Here is an 18,978-nt window from a genome sequence, read left to right as displayed (position 1 = left end):
GCTCAACCCGCGCCGGTACCGACGTCGCTCGGGGGCGTGCGGTGCGTGCGCCGGTTGGCGACCACCCACTCGGCGACGGCGTGGAGCTTGATGTTGTGGTCCTGCGAGTGCCGCCTGAGGAACGCGAACGCCTGGTCCGCATCGAGGTCGAACCGCTCCATGAGGATGCCCTGCGCCTGGCCGACGAGCTTGCGGGCGTCGACGGCCGTCTGCAGACCCTCCTGCTCGTGCGCCGAGGCGATGGCGACCGAGGCGTGCCGGGCGAAGACGTGGGCCACCTCGAGGTCGGCCCGCGTGAACGCGTCCCGCCCGGCCGCGTAGAGGTTGAGCGAGCCGTACCCGCGCTCGTGCGTCCGCAGCGCCACGCTGAGCACGCTCGTGAACCCGAGGTCCGCCACCGCCGGCCCCCAGGCGGGGTATCGCGCGTCGGCCCGGACGTCGCCCGACACGTACGTGCCGCTGCCCACGTCGGTGACGGCGTCGATGCAGGGCCCCTCGCCGTGCACCAGCTGGAGGTGATGGGCCTCGGCCACGCTCGGCGACGTGGCCGCGGCGGTCGCGAGCAGGCCGCGGGCGTGGGACCGCATGATCCCGGCACCGTCGCAGACCACGGCAGCACGCGCGTACTCCGCCACGTGTTCGACAGCCTGCTCGCTGCCGCCACCGGACCCGGAGTGCAGGTCCAGCGCCATGCGGGAGAAGAAGTCGTCGCCCGCGGGGTCCTCGTCCATCGCCGCACCTCCATCGGCCACGCCGGTCGCGCCTGCGGCGGTCGGCGGCACAGTTCGACGCGGGTGCCCGCACCCTCGTCGCTCACGCCCCCCGATCCTATCGGCGAACCTCACCGGTGTGGCTCGCCGGATGCATGGATGCCGCACCCGTGGGTACGCCCCACCCGAAGGCCGGCGGCGATGTGGCTCGATCCATGACAAGGAGGCGGACGACGTGAACGTGCTCAAGCCAATCGTGGCCGTGCTCGGCGACGGCGGGCCGACCGACCTCACGCTTGCGGACGTCCTGGTGGACCGCGGTGCCCGGCCGCACCTGCTCTCGGTCGACGTCGGCTGGCTGAGGTCGGTGCGATCGGCGATCGCGCTGCTGGACACGGCCCCGGGAGCCAGCGCGGTGCTCGGTCTCGCCGAGTCGGGCGGGTCGGGGGCGCGGATCGCCGCGCTCGGCACCACGGCGTCGGGCGCAGCTCTCGAGGACTGGGAGGGGGTGTGCCGACGCTGCGGCGAGCGCAACGACATCACCCTCGTCTGGGCCCCCGGGCCGGCGGTCGGCGGCGCCCCGGAGGGTACCTCCGCGACGCAGGATCCCGGGGCCCTGGCGCTCACGGTGGTCGAGGAGCTCGCACGCGCGGGCCCGGGTGCGCGGATCGTCGATCTGACAGAGCAGCTCGGCAGGTGAGCAGCCCGTCCCCGGACCACGGCCGCGTGGGCGGATCGTGGTGCCGGTCCGCCTGTCGGTGCGGTCGCTAGGGTCGAAGCGTGCCCGCCCCTGCCGGCCGTGCCGGTTCCGACCGCCCCTCCCTCGCCGACCTCGCCGTCCCGATCATCGGCGCGCCCATGGCGGGTGGGCCGTCGACTCCGGAGCTCGTCCACGCCGTCGAGCGTGCCGGCGGCGCCGGCTTCCTCGCCTCCGGTTATGGCAGCGCTGACGCGCTGCTCGAGCAGGTCCGCCGGGTCCGCGAGCTCGGGGCACGCCGGTTCGGCGTCAACCTCTTCGTCCCCGACGCTCTGCCCGCCGACCTCGATGCCGCCCGCGCCTACCGCGACGAGCTCGCACCGCTCGCCGCCGAGCTCGGCATCGATGAGCTCGGCACGCCCCGGCAGGACGACTCCGGCTTCGACGCCAAGGTCGCCGCGCTCCTGGCCGACCCCGTCCCTGTCGTCTCGTTCACGTTCGGCCTGCCCGCTCCAGGGACTTTTCGCCGGTTCCGCGACGTCGGCACCGCCGTGTGGGCGACGGTCACCTCGACCGACGACGCCGTGACCGCGGTGGAGGCGGGCGCGGACGTGCTCGTCGTCCAGGGCCCGGAGGCGGGCGGGCACCGCTCGACGTTCGCCGTCGCCGACACCCCGGGTGACGTGCCGCTGGGCGAGCTGCTGCGCGCCGTGCGCCGCGCCGTCGAGCTGCCGCTCATCGCGGCGGGCGGGCTGACCACGGGGCAGGACGTGGCGCGGGCGCTCGAGGTCGCCGACGCCGCACAGGTGGGCACCGCGCTGCTCGACGCCGACGAGGCCGGCACCTCGCCCGGCCACCGCGCCGCCCTGCGCGACCCGGCGCTCACCACCACCGCCGTGACGCGCGCCTTCACCGGCCGTCCCGCGCGCTCGCTCGTCAACGAGCTGGTGCGCCGCTACGACGCCGTCGCGCCGCCCGCGTACCCCGCGCTCAACCACGTGACCTGGCCGATCAGGCAGGCCGGGGGAGCGGCCGGGGACACCCGGTTCATCCCGCTGTGGACCGGACAGGGCTGGCGGGAGGCGCCCAGCGGGCCCGCGCAGCGGATCGTCGCGGACCTGTGGGCCGCGGCCGAGACGGCGGCCCGGGGCGGGGGTGCGGCGTCGTCGGGCAGGATGCAGCGATGATCACCGATACCGACCGCAGGTTCCTCGTCCGTGCCGTGGAGCTGGCCGAGCGGGCGCTCGCCGCCGGCGACGAGCCGTTCGGCTCCGTCCTCGTCTCTCCCGACGGCGACGTCCTGCTCGAGGACCACAACCAGGTCTCCGGCGGCGACGGCACGCGGCATCCCGAGCTGGCGATCGCGCAGTGGGCGGCCCGGAGCCTCGAGCCGGCCGTCCGGGCACGGTGCGTCGTCTACACCTCCGGGGAGCACTGCGCGATGTGCTCGGCCGCGCACGGCTGGGCGGGACTCGGGCGGATCGTCTACGCGTCGTCGGGGGAGCAGCTGACGCGCTGGGCCGCCGAGCTCGGCCTGCCGGACTCCCCGGTCGCGGGCCTGCCGATCAGGGCGGTGGTGCCGGGCGCCGACGTCGACGGCCCCGACGACGAGCTCGCCGAGCGGGTCCGCGCCCTGCACGCCGCGCGCGCCGGGAGGTAGGTCGCGCGTCACGCCTCGTCGTCGGCTCCCGTCGACGTACCGGGCTCCTGTGCGTCGCCGCGCCCGGCCATCCCCGCCAGCACGCCCGCCAGCCGCGCGGCCGTCTCCCGCAGCTCGGGCGGCTCGACCACCTCCGCCTCGAGACCGAGCAGCGCCACCCGGATCGCCAGCCAGTCGAGGTCCTCCGCGCCGGCGACCAGGACGCACCACCCGTCGGTGTCCTCCTCGACCCGGCCTGCGGCGGCCGGCACCAGGGCCCGCACCTCGTCGGCCGGCGCCCGGAGCCGGACGCGCGCGAGGTACCGGTACGGCGACACGGTCACCGACCGCTGGACGTACTCCACGGGGTCCGGGTGCTCGCGCGGCGCGACCCGCCACGTCGTCACCTCGAGCGCGCTCATCCGGTCGAGGCGGAACGTCCGCCAGTCGGCGCGGTCGACGTCGTACGCCATGAGGTACCAGCGCGGGCCGAGCGTCACCATCCGCACGGGTTCGACGGTCCGCTCCCGCTCGTCGCCGTCGCGCGCCGTGTACCGGAACCGCACTCGCACGGAGTCGTGGCAGGCGCGCGCGAGCCGCACGAGCACATCGGCGTCGATCGAGGCCTGCGGCCCGACGACGGTGCCCGTCGCGTCGTACAGCGCGTGGACCTCCGCACGCAGTCGCGGCGGGAGCACCTGGTCGAGCTTCGTCAGTGCCCGCAGCGCCGCGTCACCGACCCCGGTGACCGTGCCGCCGGCCGCCAGCCGCAGCGACAGGGCGGTCGCGGTCGCCTCCTCGGCGTCGAGCAGGAGCGGCGGGAGTCGCGTCCCGGCCCCCAGCCGGTAGCCACCCCCGACGCCGGGGCTCGCCTCGACGGGATACCCCAGCGTCCGCAGCCGCTCGACGTCGCGGCGGACCGACCGCGGGGTCACGTCGAGCTCGGTGGCGAGCTCGTCCGCGGTCCAAGACGAGCGGTGCTGCAGCAGGCCGAGCAGCCGCAGGACCCGCTCGGTCGTCCCCTCGGTGCGCATACCGAGAACTCTCCCACCGATCGCGGAACGATCCTGTCCGCGTCACCTGCCACGGTGTGTCCATGAGCGAGCCGACGATGACCCTGTCCGACACCTCCTGGAACGGAGCACTGCGCGACCAGACCGACTGGCACTGGCAGCACCAGATCCGCGAACGCCTCGCCGGGCTCACCGACGACGAGTACTTCTGGGAACCGACCCCCGGCGCCTGGAACGTGCGCCCGCGCGGGACCGGCTCCGCGCCGGTCCAGGCCGGCGGAGGTGAGATGACCATCGACTTCGCGTTCCCGCCACCCGAGCCCGCGCCGATGACGACGATCGCCTGGCGCCTCGGCCACGTCATCGTCGGCGTGCTGGCGATGCGCAACGCCGCCCACTTCGGCCGCGCGGCCACCGACTACCAGTCCTTCGAGTACGCGCCGACCGCCGCTGCGGCGCTGGCCCAGCTCGACGAGGAGTACGCACGATGGACCGACGGCGTGGCGAGCCTGGGGGAGGACGGCCTCGCTCGCCCGTGCGGCGAGGCGGAAGGCCCGTTCGCGCAGGACCCGATGGGGCGGCTCGTCCTGCACATCAACCGCGAGCTCATCCACCACCTGGCCGAGGTCGCCCTGCTGCGCGACCTGTACCTGCACGCCCACGCCGACCGGACGGAGCCGTCATGAGCGCGAAGATCCAGATCACCTTCGACGCCCGCGACCCGCGGGCGCTGTCGACCTTCTGGCGCGACGTCCTCGGTTACGTCCACCCCGCCCCGCCGGGCGTCGACCTCCCGGAGGGCGCGGACCCGCTCGCCGCGTGGGATCAGTTCCTCGAGGCGTCCGGGGTTCCCGAGGACCAGCGCAACAGCGCATCGGCGCTGGAGGACCCCGACGGAGCCGGTCCGCGTATCTACTTCCAGCAGGTGCCCGAGGAGAAGGTGGCCAAGAACCGCGTGCACCTCGACGTCCGCACCGCCTCCGACCTGCGCGACGACGAACGGATGGCGGCCCTCGAGGTCGAGTGCGAGCGGCTCGTCGGACTCGGCGGGACCAGGCTCCGGCGGCACGAGCCCGAGGCACCTCTGAGCATCGGCTTCATCGTCATGGCCGACCCCGAGGGCAACGAGTTCTGCCTGGACTGAGGCGCGTGCCCGGTCCTGCTCGTCGACCTGGCGGCCTGCTCGCGCGCCCGCGCGTGGAGGTGGTGGAAGTAGGCCCCGTGGGGCTCGAACCCACAACCCACGGATTAAAAGTCCGTTGCTCTACCGATTGAGCTAGAGGCCCGCGGAGCCCGGCGTCGCCACGGCTCCCGCGAGCGGTCAGGTTACGTCGGGCGGGGTCCCACGCGTGAATCCCGACGACGACGATCCGGACAGCTCCCACGCGACACCCGCCCACAGCTACCCGGGCCGCACACGCCGCCCAGGAGGACGCACCGACTCCTGCTCCCACCGACCCACCTCCGACCCACCGATCGAAAGGGCACGACGATGAACACGCTCAACGGCCTCACCACGATGGTCCTCACCGCCGAGGACGTCGACTCCGCAGCACGTTGGTACGCGGATCTCCTCGGCGTCGACCCCTACTTCCGGCGCCCGGAGAGCGGGCCGGCCGCCTACGTCGAGTTCCGGATCGGGCCCGACGAGGACGAGCTCGGCCTCATGGACCGCTCCTACGCGCCCGGCGCGAGCGGCCCTGGCACGTCGACCACGTACTGGCACGTCGACGACGTCGAGGCCACCCTGGCCGACCTGCTCGCGCACGGTGCCACGACCCACGAGCCGCTGATCGTGCGCGGGCACGGGTTCGTCACGGCATCGGTGGTGGACCCGTTCGGCAACGTCCTCGGCCTCATGCACAGCCCGCACTGGTCCGGGCGCCACTGAGGGGAGTCGTCAGTGCGGGCCGGGGGCGTCCTCGCCAGGGGAGCCCCGGTGCGGTGCGGGGGCGTCCCCGCCGGTGAACCGCGCCGGCCGCTCGGGCGTGAGCGCGGCGTCGATGCGGACGCGCATCTCCTCGCCCATCTCGGGCAGCTCGTCCAGGTCGAACCAGCGCGCCTCGGTGTTCTCCCCGTCGGCCGGGTACGGCTCGCCGGCGACCCACTCGCACCGGAACGTCGCGTCGACGTACTGCGCGACGTCCCCGTTCGCATAGGTGATCGGCTCCAACGTGTGCAGGCGGACGAGCCGCACGGCGCGCGCCCGCACGCCGGTCTCCTCGAGGACCTCCCGGACAGCGGCGTCCGCCACCTGCTCGCCCGGGTCGACGATCCCGGTCACCGGCGTCCACCGGCCGTTGTCGGCGCGCCGGACGAGCAGCACCTCGCGCCGCGGGCCGGGCGTCCCGGGCGTGGCCGCGGCGTCGTCGGGGGAGGGCATGGGAGGAGGTCGGTGCGCACGGTCGCGCACGACCACCGCCGACGTGGCCGTCATCCACAGCAGGGCATGGCCGACGTGCCGGCGCAGCTCGAGAACGAAGTCCGGGGTGCCCACGTCAGGCGATCTGGACGAGCTCGGTGCGGTCGTCGACCGGCAGGTCGCCGTCCACGACCGCGGAGACCTGCAGCGTCTGGAAGCGGATGCCGGCGCCGTGCGAGGTGAGGAAGGCGTTGTCCGCCGCGTCGCGCCCGGTCGAGATCCGCAGGAGCGACTGCCGGGGCGCGAGCCGGGTCGCGTCGATCGCGTGCCAACGGTTCTCGTGCCAGGCCTCGGCGACGGCGTGGAAGTCCATCGGGGACAGACCCGGCGCGTACACCGACGTCACGCGCGCGGGCACGTCCAGCGCCCGCAGCAGGGCGACCACGAGGTGGGCGTAGTCCCGGCACACTCCCTGGCGGGCGAGCATGGTCTCGACCGCCCCGTCCGTCGGTCGGGAGGAGTCTCGCACATAGGCGAGCGAGTCGAACACCCACGCCTCGACGGCCCGGACGAGCTCCAGGCCGCGCAGGCCGCCGAACTCCGCGTGCGCGAGCCGGAACAGCCGGTCGGACTCCGCGTAGCGCGAGGGCCGTAGGTAGGCGAGGAGCTCGGCGGGCTCGTCCATCTCGCCGAGGTCGCCGCTGCCGCTCACGCGGGCCTCGTAGTCCAGGGTCAGCGGCACGCCGAGCTCGGTGTCCTCGCCGAGGTCGAGGACGTGCGTGACGGCGCCGTGCGCGCCGACGAACTCGATGAGCTCGAGCTCGGCGTCGCCGAGTCGGCAGACGAGGCGCTCGTCGATGTCGAGGCCGGGCTGACGGGCGACCGCGACGAGGAACGCGAGGCGGGACGCACCCCGGCGGGTGGTCATCTGGAGGTGGGAGGTGACGGTGCGCAGCACGCAGATCAGCGTAGGTGCCCGGCGAGGTGGTTCACGCAGTGAGGTGCACGACGCGGTGAGATCGTGCGCGAGGCGGCGAGGCCGTGCTTGCGAATCACGACCTCGCCAGTCATGGCACGACCTCACCACCGGTGGTCCCGGACGACGCCCTCGGCGCACCGCGTAGGCCCGGACGGCCCCCGTGGGAGACAATGGACCGACCGCCGCCCGGTGCCGTGCCGGACGCCCGTCGCCCGGCCACCCCCGGGCACGCCGAAGGAGGTCGACATGAACGAACCACGACGACCCCGCCGGCCCGCGATGCTCGACCCCGCCGTGGCGGAGGGCATCGAGGGCGACGAGGACCCGGCCACGAGATCCGAGCTCGCCCACACGACCGCCCGGCTCATCGTCGACGGCGGACGACGCGACTCGGGCACCGACCCCGACCTGCTCGACCGCCTGGTCACGCTCGTGGACTCCGAGGGGCTGGACACCATCGCCGAGCTCTGGTCGCGCAGCCCGGCGGCCACGCTGCCCGGCGCCCTGTGGCGCCTGTACCTGCTGCGCGAGTGGGTCCGCCGCGACCCGGGCACCGTCGCCGCCCGCTACCGCGAGGGCCTCACCCGCGCCGAGGTGGCGGGCGCCGTCGCGGGGGTCGCCGCGCCGAACGGGCCGGACGACGTGGTCGGCGTCGTCGACAAGGTGCTGTCCGGCGTGTACTCCGGGGACCTCGCCGTAGCTCTCGACCGGGCTGCCGCCTTCCTGCGCGTGCTCGCGACGGGCTCCGCGCTCCACGCGGACCACGAGGAGGCCGAGGGCGACGGCACGGACCTCGCCTTCGAGATCACGCGCCGGGCCGGCGGGCTGCTGACCACGGCGGAGGACCTCGAGGCCGCCGCCACCCTGCACGGCAGCGGGCAGCTCGACTGAGGCCACCGCTCACGTACCCACCCGGAGAGGAGATCGACCGATGCGCACCGCGCAGCACCTGACGCACGAGGAGGCCGACGCCGTGCGGGCGCTCGCCGCCGAGGCCGAGCGGGCGGACGGCGTCGCCCCGCTCGACGAGCAGACCCTGCTCCGCCTCGAGCCCGGATCGGCCCGGTCCGCCAGCCACCTCCTCGTCACCGACGAGGACGGCGCCCTGGTCGGGTATGCCCAGGTGGCCGACGGCTCCGGGGAGCTCGTCGTGGCCTCGGCCGCGCGGCGGCGCGGGATCGGCCGGGAGCTGCTGATCGCCGCCCGGGAGCTCGGGCGCCCGACGGGTGGGGTGGAGCCGGACGCTGCCGGCGGATCGACCGATGCCGATGCCGATGCCGACGCCGACGCCGGCGGCGGATCGACCGGCGCCCCCGCGGGCGGCGCGGAGGACCGCCTGGCCGTGTGGGCCCACGGCGATCTCCCGGGAGCGCAGGCGCTCGCGGCCGCGCTCGGTCTCGACCGGGTCCGGGAGCTGCTGCGGATGGGGGCGCGCGTCGCGCCCGGCCCGGTGCCGGGCGCACCCGCGGGCGTGCGGATCGAGACCTTCGACGTCGGACGGCACGCCGAGGCCTGGCTGCGGGTCAACGCGCGCGCGTTCGCCACGCACCCGGAGCAGGGGCGGATGACGCGCGCCGACCTCGACGAGCGACTCGGCCAGCCCTGGTTCGATCCCGAGCTGCTCCTCCTCGCGTTCGACGAGCCGGGCACGGACGAGAACGGACCGGTGCGCACGGCCGACGACCCGGGCACGGACGAGGACGACGACCCGCAGGTCGCGGACGAGAACGGGCCGGCCCGCGCGGCCGACGACCCGGTCGGGTTCATCTGGATGAAGCCCGGCGACGACGGTGAGGCCGAGCTGTACGTGCTCGGCGTCGACCCGGTCGCGCAGGGGCGAGGACTCGGGCGCGGCCTGACCGCCGTCGGCCTGGCCGAGGTGGCGGCGCGGGGGCGGACCGCGGTCGACCTCTATGTCGAGGGCGACAACGCGCCGGCGCTGGCGACCTACGAGAGGCAGGGCTTCGACGTCGTCGAGCGGCACAGCCAGTACGCCTGAGCCGGCCGTCGGGGCGTCACCGCGTCGAGCTGGACTCTTGTGCGCCGATCCTGACCGTGCAGCGGTCCAGTTCGAGCCGGACCGGTCGAGGTCGGGCTGGAGTGGTCCAGGTCGGCGTTGGGGCGGGGCCGTCGGGTCCAGGTCGGCGCCGGGTCCCCCGCTGGAGAGTCACAGCTGCCCCACCGCGCGCCGAGGACGCGGGTTCTTGCCGAGGACACGAGCGAGGTGCCGAGCGGACCCCCGGCGTCAGTCCTCTCGGCACGTACCCCGCGCCCTCGGCACGTACCCCGCGTCCTCGACGCACATCCTGTGTCCTCGGCGTGCGGGCGTGCGGGCGTGCGGGCGTGCGGGCGGGCGTGCGTGCAGGCGTGCAGGCGTGAGGCCGGGCGCGATCCAACACCGATCCCGCTGCCGATGAGTCGAGCCCACAGCGCACGCGGACCCGGTGGCCCCGTGACAGGTGGTTGGATGTCCGCATGAGCTCTTCCTCCGCTCCGCACGGCACCGACGAGCACGCTCCCGACCTGCACGAGGACCGCGAGGACGCCGAGGCGCGAGCCGTGCGGAAGCTGGTCGCAGAGCCGACGCCGATGGAGCCGGACCCCGGCCGGGAGGGCACCGACGACGAGCGAGCCACCGAGGGCGCCGCCACCACCGCGGCCGGCCCGCCGACCTACGTCATCCAGGGCGGCGGCGCGGACGAGGGGTCGGGAGAGCCGGAGGAGCCCGACGACCTGCCCGACGACCGCTTCGCCGACCGTGAGCTCAGCTGGCTCGCGTTCAACCAGCGCGTCCTCGAGCAGGCCGAGGACCAGGACCTGCCCATCCTCGAGCGCGCGTGGTTCCTCGGGATCTTCGCCTCGAACCTGGACGAGTACTTCATGGTCCGCGTCGCCGGCCTCAAGCGCCGGATCAGCACGGGCATGGCGGTTCCCGGCGCGTCCGGTCTCGGCCCACGCCAGGTGCTCGACCGGATCGGGACCTCGGCGCAGGAGCTGATGGCCCGCCACGCGAAGGTCTTCCTCGACGACGTGCAGCCCAAGCTCGCCGAGGAGGGCATCGACATCCTCCACTGGGGCGAGCTCGCGGACAGCGAGAAGGAGCGCCTGCACAAGTTCTTCCGCACCCAGATCTTCCCGGTGCTCACGCCGCTGGCCGTCGACCCCGCCCACCCGTTCCCCTACATCTCGGGGCTCTCGCTCAACCTCGCGGTCCTCGTCCGCAACCCCACCACCGGCACGGAGCACTTCGCCCGCGTCAAGGTACCCGCGCTCCTCCCGCGCTTCATCGCCGTCGACGCCGAGGGGCGCCCCTACCGGCCCGAGGACGTCCCGGAGGACGCGGGCGGGCGCACCTCCTACGTCCCGCTCGAGGAGATCATCGGCCAGCACCTCGACGCCCTGTTCCCGGGCATGGAGATCGTCGAGCACCACACGTTCCGCGTCACCCGCAACGAGGATCTCGAGGTCGAGGAGGACGACGCCGAGAACCTCCTCCAGGCGCTGGAGAAGGAGCTCTCGCGGCGCCGGTTCGGTGCGGCCGTCCGGCTCGAGGTCGAGGAGCACATCTCCGAGCGGGTGCTCGACCTCCTGGCCCGCGAGCTGGGCATCGGCGAGCACGAGATCTACCGGCTCCCGGCCCCCCTCGACCTCACCGGGCTCAACGTCATCCACGACCTCGACCGGCCGCACCTGAAGTTCAAGAAGTACGTGCCGGTGACCGCCGCCGGCCTGGCGAAGGTCGAGTCGGCCAACCCGACCGACATCTTCGCCGCGATCCGCGAGCGCGACGTCCTGCTGCACCACCCCTACGACTCGTTCTCCACGTCGGTCCAGCAGTTCCTCCAGCAGGCGGCGGCCGACCCCAAGGTCCTGGCCATCAAGCAGACGCTGTACCGCACCTCGGGCGACTCCCCGATCGTCGACGCGCTCATCGCCGCGGCCGAGGCCGGCAAGCAGGTCCTCGCGATCGTCGAGATCAAGGCCCGCTTCGACGAGCAGGCCAACATCGAGTGGGCGCGCAAGCTCGAGGAGTCCGGCGTCCACGTGGTCTACGGGATCGTCGGCCTCAAGACGCACTGCAAGCTGTCGATGGTCGTCCGCCAGGAGGCCGACGGCCTGCGCCGCTACTGCCACGTGGGGACCGGCAACTACCACCCGAAGACGGCGCGCGGCTACGAGGACATCGGCATGTTCACCTGCCACCGCGACGTCGGGCAGGACCTCACCCGGCTGTTCAACCAGCTGTCCGGGTACGCGCCGAGCACCAGCTACCACCGGCTGCTCGTGGCGCCGCGCGACATCCGCCCGGGCCTGCTCGAGGGCATCGAGCGCGAGATCGCCCACCACGAGGCCGGGCGCCCGGCGTGGATCAAGATCAAGGTCAACTCCATCGTCGACGAGCGCCTCATCGACGGCCTGTACCGGGCCAGCCGCGCGGGTGTGCCGGTCGACGTGGTCGTGCGCGGCATCTGCGCCATCAAGGTCGGGCTGCCGGGCACGGGGGCGAACCTGCGGGTGCGCTCGATCCTCGGTCGCTTCCTCGAGCACTCCCGGATCTTCGCGTTCGGGGGCGACGGCGACCCGCAGGTGTGGATCGGCTCCGCCGACCTCATGCACCGCAACCTCGACCGCCGCGTCGAGGCCCTCATCCGCATCGTCGACCCGGGCCAGCGGGAGCGGCTGATCGAGATCGTCGACCTCGCGGCCTCCGACGACACGGCCTCCTGGCGGCTCGGCCCCGACGGCTGGACCCGGGTCGCGTACGACGCCGAGGGCAACCGGCTGCGCGACGTGCAGCAGCTCCACATGCGCCAGGCGCGACGGCGGGTCGCGAGCTCGAGGTGAGCAGGTCCGGGCAGAAGATCGTCCGCGCCGCGGGCCTGGTCGTGTGGCGCGTGCGGGACAAGAAGCTCGAGGTCCTGCTCGTCCACTCCCCGCGCCACCGCGAGTGGGGGTTCCCCAAGGGACACCTCGACCCGCACGAGACGTTGCAGGAGTGCGCGGTCCGCGAGGTGGCGGAGGAGACCGGGGAGACGGTCGTCGTCGGACAGCCGCTCGGGGTGGTGCGCTACCGGCTCCCGGGTGGCGGGCGCAAGCACGTGAGCTACTGGGCCGCCTCGGCGGACACGCCCGACGGCGCCTGGTCCCGCGTGCGCCGGGTCCCGCCGGCGGCGCTCGCCACGGAGATCGACCGCGTCGGGTGGATGGAGGTGCGCGAGGCGGGGCGCGAGCTCGGGCACGACGAGGATCGCGAGATCCTCGGCCAGCTCGTGGACCAGTGGAAGGACTCCCGGCTCGACACCTGGACCGTGCTGCTCGTGCGACACGCCCGCGCGCGCTCCCGCAGCGCCTGGAAGGGTGACGAGGAGACCCGCCCGCTCACCGCGGGCGGTGCGGTCCAGGCCGTGGGGATGGGCTCGCTGCTGTCGGCCTACGGGGTCGAGCACCTCGTCAGCTCCCCGTGGGAGCGCTGCCGAGCCACCCTCACCCCGTACGCGGAGCGCGGCGGGATCGAGGTCGAGCTGCACGACGAGCTGACCGAGACCGCCCATGCGAAGCGCAAGCGACCCGTGCGTGCCCTGGTGGACGCCGCCCTGCGCCGCCCGACCAGTCCGACCGCGATCTGCACCCACCGGCCGGTGCTGCCCACGGTCGTCGCGACGCTGCTCGACCGGGCGCCGAACCGGCTGCGCAAGACCGTGCCGACGAGGGACCCGTTCCTGCGCACGGGGGAGATGCTCGTGGTGCACTGCGCGCGGCGTGCCAAGCACGGCCCCGCCGTCGTCGCGGTGGAGCGGGTCCGCGCCGTCGAGGACGACTGAGCCCCCACTCTCCGACGACCGGGAGGACCTCCGACCGGCAGGACGACCGAGCGGACCTCCGACCGGGTCGACGGGTGAGAGGACGTGCGCCCGTCTCGACCACCGAGCGGACGTCCGCCCGGCGAGTGAGCGCCGCGCCCCCTGACGGAGTGCGATCGCGCGCCCGAACCGCCACACCGGCGACCCCCGGCACTGCGCCGGGCCGCCACCCGCGGTGGACGTCCGCGCAGGTCTGCCCGGCCGTCACGCGGCATGTGGCCCGAACGGCGAAGGGGCCCCGATCCCAACGTCATGCGTCCGAAAAGCCCCGGTCCTCCCGCGACCCGTGGTCAAGCTGTGACTGACGTGACTAGGGCAGTTCACCGATTGTTCACCTCCGGCGTGATGTCCGTACACCCTCGGTCCCTAACGTCCCCACGTGGTCGGGCTTTTCCCGAACCGGACTCCACATGTAGAGGATGGAAATACCGTGAAGCTTGCTGGTTCCCGCCGTCTGGCCGGCCTGGCCGCCGTCGGCGCTGTCGCCATGACCCTCGCCGCCTGTGGCGGTGACGACGCCGAGCCCACCACCGAGGAGGAGACCTCGGAGGAGCAGACCTCGGAGGAGGAGGACACCGAGGAGTCCGACTCCGAGGAGACCGACTCCGAGGACGCCGGCGCAGAGTCGCCGTCCGAGACCGAGTCCGACGAGGCCGGGGGTGACGCCGGTGCGTCCGGCGCCCAGGACCTCGGCATCGACTACGCCTCGCTCTCGGGCACGCTCAACGGCTCGGGCGCCTCCTCGCAGGAGAACGGGATGCAGGCGTGGCGTGACCAGTTCGGGCAGCTGTCCGACGTCACGGTCAACTACAACGCCACGGGCTCCGGCACGGGCCGCGAGCAGTTCGTCGGAGGCCAGGTCTCCTTCATCGGCACCGACTCCTACTTCGAGGGCGACGAGCTCGCCGCCGCCGAGGAGCGCTGCGGCGGCAACCCGATCGTCGAGCTGCCGACCTACGTCTCGCCGATCGCGATCGCCTTCAACCTCCCGGGCGTCGACACGCTCAACCTCACCCCGGAGAACGTCGCCGGCATCTTCAACGGCGACATCACCTCCTGGGACGCCGAGGAGATCGTGGCCGACAACCCGGACGCCGACCTCCCCGCGCTGCCGATCATCCCGGTCAACCGCTCGGACGACTCCGGCACCACGGAGAACTTCCAGCAGTGGCTGGACGAGTCGGGCTCGGGCTGGGAGCACGAGCCGTCCGACGTGTGGCCGGTCGACGGCACGCAGTCGGCTCAGGCGACCTCGGGCGTCGTCCAGCTCGTCACCGGCACGGAGGGCGCGATCACGTACGCCGACGCGTCGCAGATCGGTGACCTTGGCGCCGCGTCCATCGGCCTCGCCGACGGCGAGTTCGTCGAGTACTCGGCCGAGGCCGCCACGGCCATCGTCGACGGCTCGGAGCCGGCCGAGGGTGCGAGCGACACGCGGCTGACCGTCGCGCTCCAGCGCGACGGCTCGATCGAGGGCGCCTACCCGGTCGTCCAGATCTCGTACCACGTCGCCTGCACGGTGTACGAGGACGAGACCGAGGCCGCCAACGTCCAGGGCTTCCTCGCCTACATCGCGTCCGCGGAGGGCCAGGAGGCCGCCGAGGCGTTCGGTGTCGCGCCGATCTCGGACGAGCTCCGCGGCGACGTCAACGCGGCGATCGAGCAGATCTCGGCCGGCTGACGCACGCCTGACCACGCCGACGGTCCGGCCCCGGTCGGGGCCGGACCGTCGGCGCGCGTTCCCCGTACGATCGGGCCCGTCAGGTCCCCCCGGGCCGGACGCGGCCGGCCCACCCCACCGCCACGGCGACTGGAGCCTCGCGTGTCAGAACCTGTCAAGACCTCCGAACCCACGGACAACCGCCCCCCGGACCGACGCGTCACCCGGGGCAGGGTCCGCACCGGCGACCGCGTCTTCACCGGCATCTCCTTCGGCGCCGGCGCAGTCATCGTCGCGGTCCTCGGAGCGGTCGCGCTCTTCCTGCTCCTGCAGTCGATCCCCGCGCTGACCTCCAGCTCGGAGGACGTGGCCGCCGCGGCACCGTTCACGAGCGGCAACGGCTTCTGGGCCTACGCCGGCATCACGATCTTCGGCACGCTGCTCGCCTCGGTCCTCGCGCTCATCATCGCGGTGCCGTTCGCGATCGCCATCTCGCTGTTCATCTCGCACTACGCCCCGCGCCGCATGGCGTCCGCGCTCGGCTACGTCATCGACCTGCTCGCCGCCATCCCCTCGGTCGTCTTCGGCCTGTGGGGCATGCGCCTGCTCGAGCCGCTGCTGCGCCCCGCCTTCACCTGGGTGTCCGAGACGTTCACGCCCGTGCTCGAGCTCATCGCCGGCAACTGGGGTGACGCCGACGCCGGACAGGACCCCGAGCAGTGGTACGGCGGCATCCCCGGCCTCAGCTACATGGCCGAGAACTTCGAGTGGTGGCCGCTGTCGCCGTTCCTGTTCGACTTCACCCCGCCGGCCCGCAACATCCTCATGGGCGGGCTCGTCCTCGCGATCATGATCCTGCCGATCATCACCTCCCTGTGCCGCGAGGTCTTCCTGCAGACCCCGCGCCTGCAGGAGGAGGCCTCGCTCGCGCTGGGCGCCACGCGCTGGGAGATGATCAAGCAGACGGTGCTGCCGTTCGGCCGCTCCGGCATGGTGTCCGCCTCGATGCTCGGCCTGGGCCGGGCGCTCGGCGAGACGATGGCGCTGCTCATGGTCCTCTCGCCGGGCCTCGCCGTGAACTTCTGGCTCATGTCCCCCGGGCAGCACGCGACGATCGCCTCGCAGATCGCGCTGTCCTTCCCCGAGGCGCACGCGACCGGTGACCCGGTCGCCGGCCAGGACGTCCTCATCGCGATCGGCCTGATGCTCTTCATCCTGACGTTCGTCGTCAACTACATCTCCCGGGCCATCGTCGCCCGGTACGCCGAGTTCTCGGGAGCCAACGCATGAGCGACACCGACAGCACCGGACCCGTCGGGAGCGGGGGAGCAGCCAACGAGCAGCTGACGACCAACGCCGGGGCGGCGCTCGGCAAGCGGGTCGGCGACGGTCCGCCGGTCCCGTCCGGCGGCCCCTCCATCCGCAGCCACGGCCGCCGCCTGCCGTGGTGGGTGCAGTGGGTCGTCATCGCGTTCGCGCTGGCGGTCGGCATCTTCTTCGGCATGCGGACGGACACGTTCGCACCCGCCGTCGAGACCTGGTCGGACCCGGATCGTGAGGCGCAGTACTCGCTCCCGCTCCTGACGATCGGGCTCTACGCCGTCGTCACGTACGTCCTCGTCATGATCGTCGTCGCCTACCTCTACGAGGGGCGTCGCTACGGCGGCGACCGGGTGGCGACGACCGTCATCACCGGCGCGTTCCTCGTCGCCCTCCTGCCGCTGATCTCGCTGCTGTGGACGTCCGTGCAGCAGGGCTGGGAGGCGATCTCCTGGAGCTTTCTCACGCACAACAACGTGGGCGCGTCGGTCGAGACGGTGGAGACCGGTCTCGGCCACGCGATCGTCGGGACGTTCTACGTCACCCTGCTCACGGCCGCGGCCGCGATCCCGCTGGGCATCTTCACCGCGATCTACCTCGTCGAGTACGGCAAGGGTCCGTTCGCCCGCGCCGTCACCTTCCTCGTCGACATCATGACCGGCATCCCGTCGATCGTCGCGGGTCTGTTCGCCGTTGCCATGCTGACGATGATCATGGGCCAGCTCGGGTTCGACAGCGCCCCGGCGTACCGCTCGGGTGCGATGGGTGCCGTCGCGCTCCTCGTGCTCATGACGCCGATCGTCGTGCGCAACACCGAGGAGATGCTCCGGCTCGTGCCCAACGAGCTGCGCGAGGCGTCCTACGCGCTGGGCGTGCCGAAGTGGCTCACCATCGTCAAGGTCGTGCTCCGCACGTCGGTGGCGGGCATCATCTCGGGCGTGGTCATCGCCGTCGCCCGCGTGATCGGTGAGTCGGCCCCGCTGATGATCACCGCGATGTCGACGGACGTGTTCAACTACAACCCGTTCGACAACTACATGATGACGCTGCCCGTGTACGTCTACAACACGTTCCGCACCGGCGACTTCGAGGCCTCGTGGGGCGGCGCGCTCGTCCTCATCTTCATCGTCCTCGTCTTCAACCTCATCGCCCGGTTCGTGGCGGCGATGTTCGCCCCCAAGGGCGAGAAGTGAGCGGCACCATGACGCTCTCACCCGCCACCACCGGCACCAGCACCGACCGCGCCGTCAACGGCCCGGCCCCCCACGGAAGGATCTGACCGCGTGTCCAAGCGCATCGAGGTCAAGGACCTCAACATCTTCTACGGCTCCTTCAAGGCGGTGGAGGACGTCACCGTCACCATCGAGCCCCGCTCGGTCACGGCCCTCATCGGCCCGTCCGGCTGCGGGAAGTCGACGTTCCTCCGCACGCTCAACCGCATGCACGAGGTCATCCCCGGCGCGTACGTCGACGGTGAGGTCAACGTCGACGGCCAGAACCTCTACGGCCCGGGCGTGGACCCCGTGGACGTGCGCGGCATGGTCGGCATGGTGTTCCAGCGGCCCAACCCGTTCCCCACGATGTCGATCGCGGACAACGTGCTGGCGGGTGTGCGACTGAACAACCGCCGGATCTCCAAGTCCGACGCCGAGGCACTCGTCGAGCGCTCCCTGCGCGGAGCGAACCTGTGGAACGAGGTCAAGGACCGCCTGGCCCGCCCGGGCTCGTCGCTCTCGGGCGGCCAGCAGCAGCGCCTGTGCATCGCCCGCGCCATCGCGGTCAAGCCTGAGGTCCTGCTGATGGACGAGCCGTGCTCGGCGCTCGACCCGATCTCCACGCTCGCGATCGAGGACCTCATCGCCGAGCTGAAGGAGAACTACACGATCGTCATCGTCACGCACAACATGCAGCAGGCCGCACGCGTGTCGGACAAGACGGGCTTCTTCAACATCCAGGGCACCGGCAAGCCCGGCCGCCTCATCGAGTACGACGTCACCGAGACGATCTTCCAGAACCCCGCCAACCAGCAGACGTCGGACTACGTGTCCGGCCGGTTCGGCTGAGCAGGCACCACCCCAGCCGGTCCCCGCACCGAGCGCGGTCGCGCGAACGGCCCTGCCCGACGACGGCGCCGCACCCCTCGTGGGTGCGGCGCCGTTCGCGCTGCGCTACCTCGTCGTCAGCTCGCCGAGCCCTGGGCGGAGCCGGTCGTGTCCTCGCTCGTGGAGAGGATGCAGATGCCGTCGCGGTCGTCGGCCTCGTCCCAGGTCTCCGTGGTCGGGGTGAGGAGCTGGACCATGTACTGGCTGGAGGCGTAGTCGGTGCCGACGTAGCCCTCGAACTCGTCCGCGCATGCCGTCTCGAGCTCGGTCGCGACCTGCGACTCCCCGGGGAAGTCGCCGTCCGCGAAGGTGTGGACGTAGTAGACCTCGCCCGTGTGCGGGTCCTCGCAGTCGATCGTGGGGATCTCGGAGACGGTGCCGCCGGTCGCATCGGACAGGTCGAGGCACTCGCCGACCTCGAACTGCTGAACCGTGGAGCCGCAGGCGGCGAGGAACGGGACGGCGAGGGCCGCGGCGGCGACGGCGGCCGCTCGGCGGGCGTGGATGGCACGCATGGATCGGGGTCCTTCCGGAAAGGGGGAGAGGTCGGTGGCGGTGAGGCCTCCGGCAGGATATCGGTAACCGCCGGCGTTCCTGGCCCCGCACGCCGGGCAGTTCGCCCCATCTCGCGCCGG

19 protein-coding genes and 1 tRNA gene are annotated in these 18,978 nt (G+C 72.9%); 14 read left to right on the top strand and 6 right to left on the bottom strand.

Translation table 11 applies throughout. From position 1 onward, the window contains the following. Nucleotides 1–2: 2 nt before the first annotated feature. Complete coding sequence (locus AC24HA_RS15295) at nt 3–731, bottom strand: GAF and ANTAR domain-containing protein (protein WP_425707739.1); 729 nt, start codon at nt 729–731, stop codon at nt 3–5. A gap of 214 nt (nt 732–945) precedes the next feature. On the opposite strand from AC24HA_RS15295, the gene AC24HA_RS15290 reads away from it, so the two are divergent. From AC24HA_RS15290 to AC24HA_RS15280, 3 genes are all read left to right on the top strand, one after another. Next, the gene (locus tag AC24HA_RS15290; RefSeq protein ID WP_425707740.1) at nt 946–1,410 is read left to right on the top strand and encodes a hypothetical protein; all 465 of its coding nucleotides are present in this window, start codon (nt 946–948) and stop codon (nt 1,408–1,410) included. Between the two features lie 80 nt (nt 1,411–1,490). Continuing rightward, complete coding sequence (locus AC24HA_RS15285) at nt 1,491–2,594, top strand: NAD(P)H-dependent flavin oxidoreductase (RefSeq protein WP_425707741.1); 1,104 nt, start codon at nt 1,491–1,493, stop codon at nt 2,592–2,594. After that, nucleotides 2,591–3,067, top strand: a complete 477-nt coding sequence (locus tag AC24HA_RS15280) for a nucleoside deaminase (protein WP_425707742.1) — start codon at nt 2,591–2,593, stop codon at nt 3,065–3,067. Before AC24HA_RS15285 ends, AC24HA_RS15280 begins: the two co-directional genes overlap by 4 nt. 8 nt (nt 3,068–3,075) lie before the next feature. Here AC24HA_RS15280 and AC24HA_RS15275 read toward each other — a convergent pair whose 3' ends face one another. Further along, the gene (locus tag AC24HA_RS15275; protein ID WP_425707743.1) at nt 3,076–4,080 is read right to left on the bottom strand and encodes a helix-turn-helix transcriptional regulator; all 1,005 of its coding nucleotides are present in this window, start codon (nt 4,078–4,080) and stop codon (nt 3,076–3,078) included. Nucleotides 4,081–4,142: 62 nt separating this feature from the next. On the opposite strand from AC24HA_RS15275, the gene AC24HA_RS15270 reads away from it, so the two are divergent. Continuing rightward, the gene (locus AC24HA_RS15270; protein WP_425707744.1) at nt 4,143–4,745 is read left to right on the top strand and encodes a DinB family protein; all 603 of its coding nucleotides are present in this window, start codon (nt 4,143–4,145) and stop codon (nt 4,743–4,745) included. Next, nucleotides 4,742–5,203 (top strand): VOC family protein, encoded by a 462-nt coding sequence (locus AC24HA_RS15265; RefSeq protein ID WP_425707745.1) that lies wholly within the window; start codon nt 4,742–4,744, stop codon nt 5,201–5,203. Before AC24HA_RS15270 ends, AC24HA_RS15265 begins: the two co-directional genes overlap by 4 nt. Nucleotides 5,204–5,272: 69 nt before the next feature. On the opposite strand, the gene AC24HA_RS15260 is transcribed toward AC24HA_RS15265, so the two are convergent. Further along, nucleotides 5,273–5,345: transfer RNA gene (locus tag AC24HA_RS15260), tRNA-Lys, on the bottom strand. A gap of 206 nt (nt 5,346–5,551) precedes the next feature. On the opposite strand from AC24HA_RS15260, the gene AC24HA_RS15255 reads away from it, so the two are divergent. After that, complete coding sequence (locus tag AC24HA_RS15255) at nt 5,552–5,950, top strand: VOC family protein (protein WP_425707746.1); 399 nt, start codon at nt 5,552–5,554, stop codon at nt 5,948–5,950. A 9-nt stretch (nt 5,951–5,959) separates the two neighbouring features. Here AC24HA_RS15255 and AC24HA_RS15250 read toward each other — a convergent pair whose 3' ends face one another. Both AC24HA_RS15250 and AC24HA_RS15245 read right to left on the bottom strand, forming a co-directional pair. Beyond that, the gene (locus tag AC24HA_RS15250) at nt 5,960–6,556 is read right to left on the bottom strand and encodes an NUDIX hydrolase (RefSeq protein WP_425707747.1); all 597 of its coding nucleotides are present in this window, start codon (nt 6,554–6,556) and stop codon (nt 5,960–5,962) included. 1 nt (nt 6,557) lies between these two features. Continuing rightward, entirely contained in the window at nt 6,558–7,379 is an 822-nt protein-coding gene (locus AC24HA_RS15245; protein ID WP_425707748.1) for a transglutaminase-like domain-containing protein, read from the bottom strand. Nucleotides 7,380–7,646: 267 nt separating this feature from the next. On the opposite strand from AC24HA_RS15245, the gene AC24HA_RS15240 reads away from it, so the two are divergent. From AC24HA_RS15240 to pstB, 8 genes are all read left to right on the top strand, one after another. Then, nucleotides 7,647–8,291 (top strand): hypothetical protein, encoded by a 645-nt coding sequence (locus AC24HA_RS15240; RefSeq protein WP_425707749.1) that lies wholly within the window; start codon nt 7,647–7,649, stop codon nt 8,289–8,291. Between the two features lie 40 nt (nt 8,292–8,331). Next, on the top strand, nt 8,332–9,399 hold the full coding sequence (locus AC24HA_RS15235; RefSeq protein ID WP_425707750.1) for a GNAT family N-acetyltransferase: 1,068 nt from the start codon (nt 8,332–8,334) through the stop codon (nt 9,397–9,399). Nucleotides 9,400–9,875: 476 nt separating this feature from the next. Next, nucleotides 9,876–12,245 carry an RNA degradosome polyphosphate kinase gene (locus tag AC24HA_RS15230; protein WP_425707751.1) on the top strand — a complete coding sequence of 790 codons (2,370 nt, stop codon included), beginning with the start codon at nt 9,876–9,878 and terminating at the stop codon, nt 12,243–12,245. Continuing rightward, complete coding sequence (locus AC24HA_RS15225; protein ID WP_425707752.1) at nt 12,242–13,222, top strand: NUDIX hydrolase; 981 nt, start codon at nt 12,242–12,244, stop codon at nt 13,220–13,222. Before AC24HA_RS15230 ends, AC24HA_RS15225 begins: the two co-directional genes overlap by 4 nt. A gap of 469 nt (nt 13,223–13,691) precedes the next feature. Then, on the top strand, nt 13,692–14,942 hold the full coding sequence (locus AC24HA_RS15220) for a PstS family phosphate ABC transporter substrate-binding protein (RefSeq protein WP_425707753.1): 1,251 nt from the start codon (nt 13,692–13,694) through the stop codon (nt 14,940–14,942). A 141-nt stretch (nt 14,943–15,083) separates the two neighbouring features. Further along, the gene (locus AC24HA_RS15215) at nt 15,084–16,211 is read left to right on the top strand and encodes a PstC family ABC transporter permease (protein ID WP_425707754.1); all 1,128 of its coding nucleotides are present in this window, start codon (nt 15,084–15,086) and stop codon (nt 16,209–16,211) included. After that, entirely contained in the window at nt 16,208–17,434 is a 1,227-nt protein-coding gene (gene pstA, locus AC24HA_RS15210; RefSeq protein ID WP_425707755.1) for a phosphate ABC transporter permease PstA, read from the top strand. Before AC24HA_RS15215 ends, pstA begins: the two co-directional genes overlap by 4 nt. Nucleotides 17,435–17,524: 90 nt before the next feature. Further along, nucleotides 17,525–18,304, top strand: coding sequence for a phosphate ABC transporter ATP-binding protein PstB (gene pstB, locus AC24HA_RS15205; protein WP_425707756.1), 780 nt, complete (start codon nt 17,525–17,527; stop codon nt 18,302–18,304). 116 nt (nt 18,305–18,420) lie between these two features. Here the strand turns inward: pstB and AC24HA_RS15200 are convergent, their stop codons facing one another. Continuing rightward, nucleotides 18,421–18,858: a septum formation family protein gene (locus AC24HA_RS15200; RefSeq protein ID WP_425707757.1), complete on the bottom strand. Its 438-nt coding sequence runs from the start codon at nt 18,856–18,858 to the stop codon at nt 18,421–18,423. Nucleotides 18,859–18,978 lie beyond the last annotated feature (120 nt).

Source organism: Georgenia sp. Z1491, assembly GCF_057652395.1.
The sequence above is the reverse complement of the archived record's forward strand: the minus strand, read 5'-3'. Positions and strand labels throughout refer to the sequence as shown.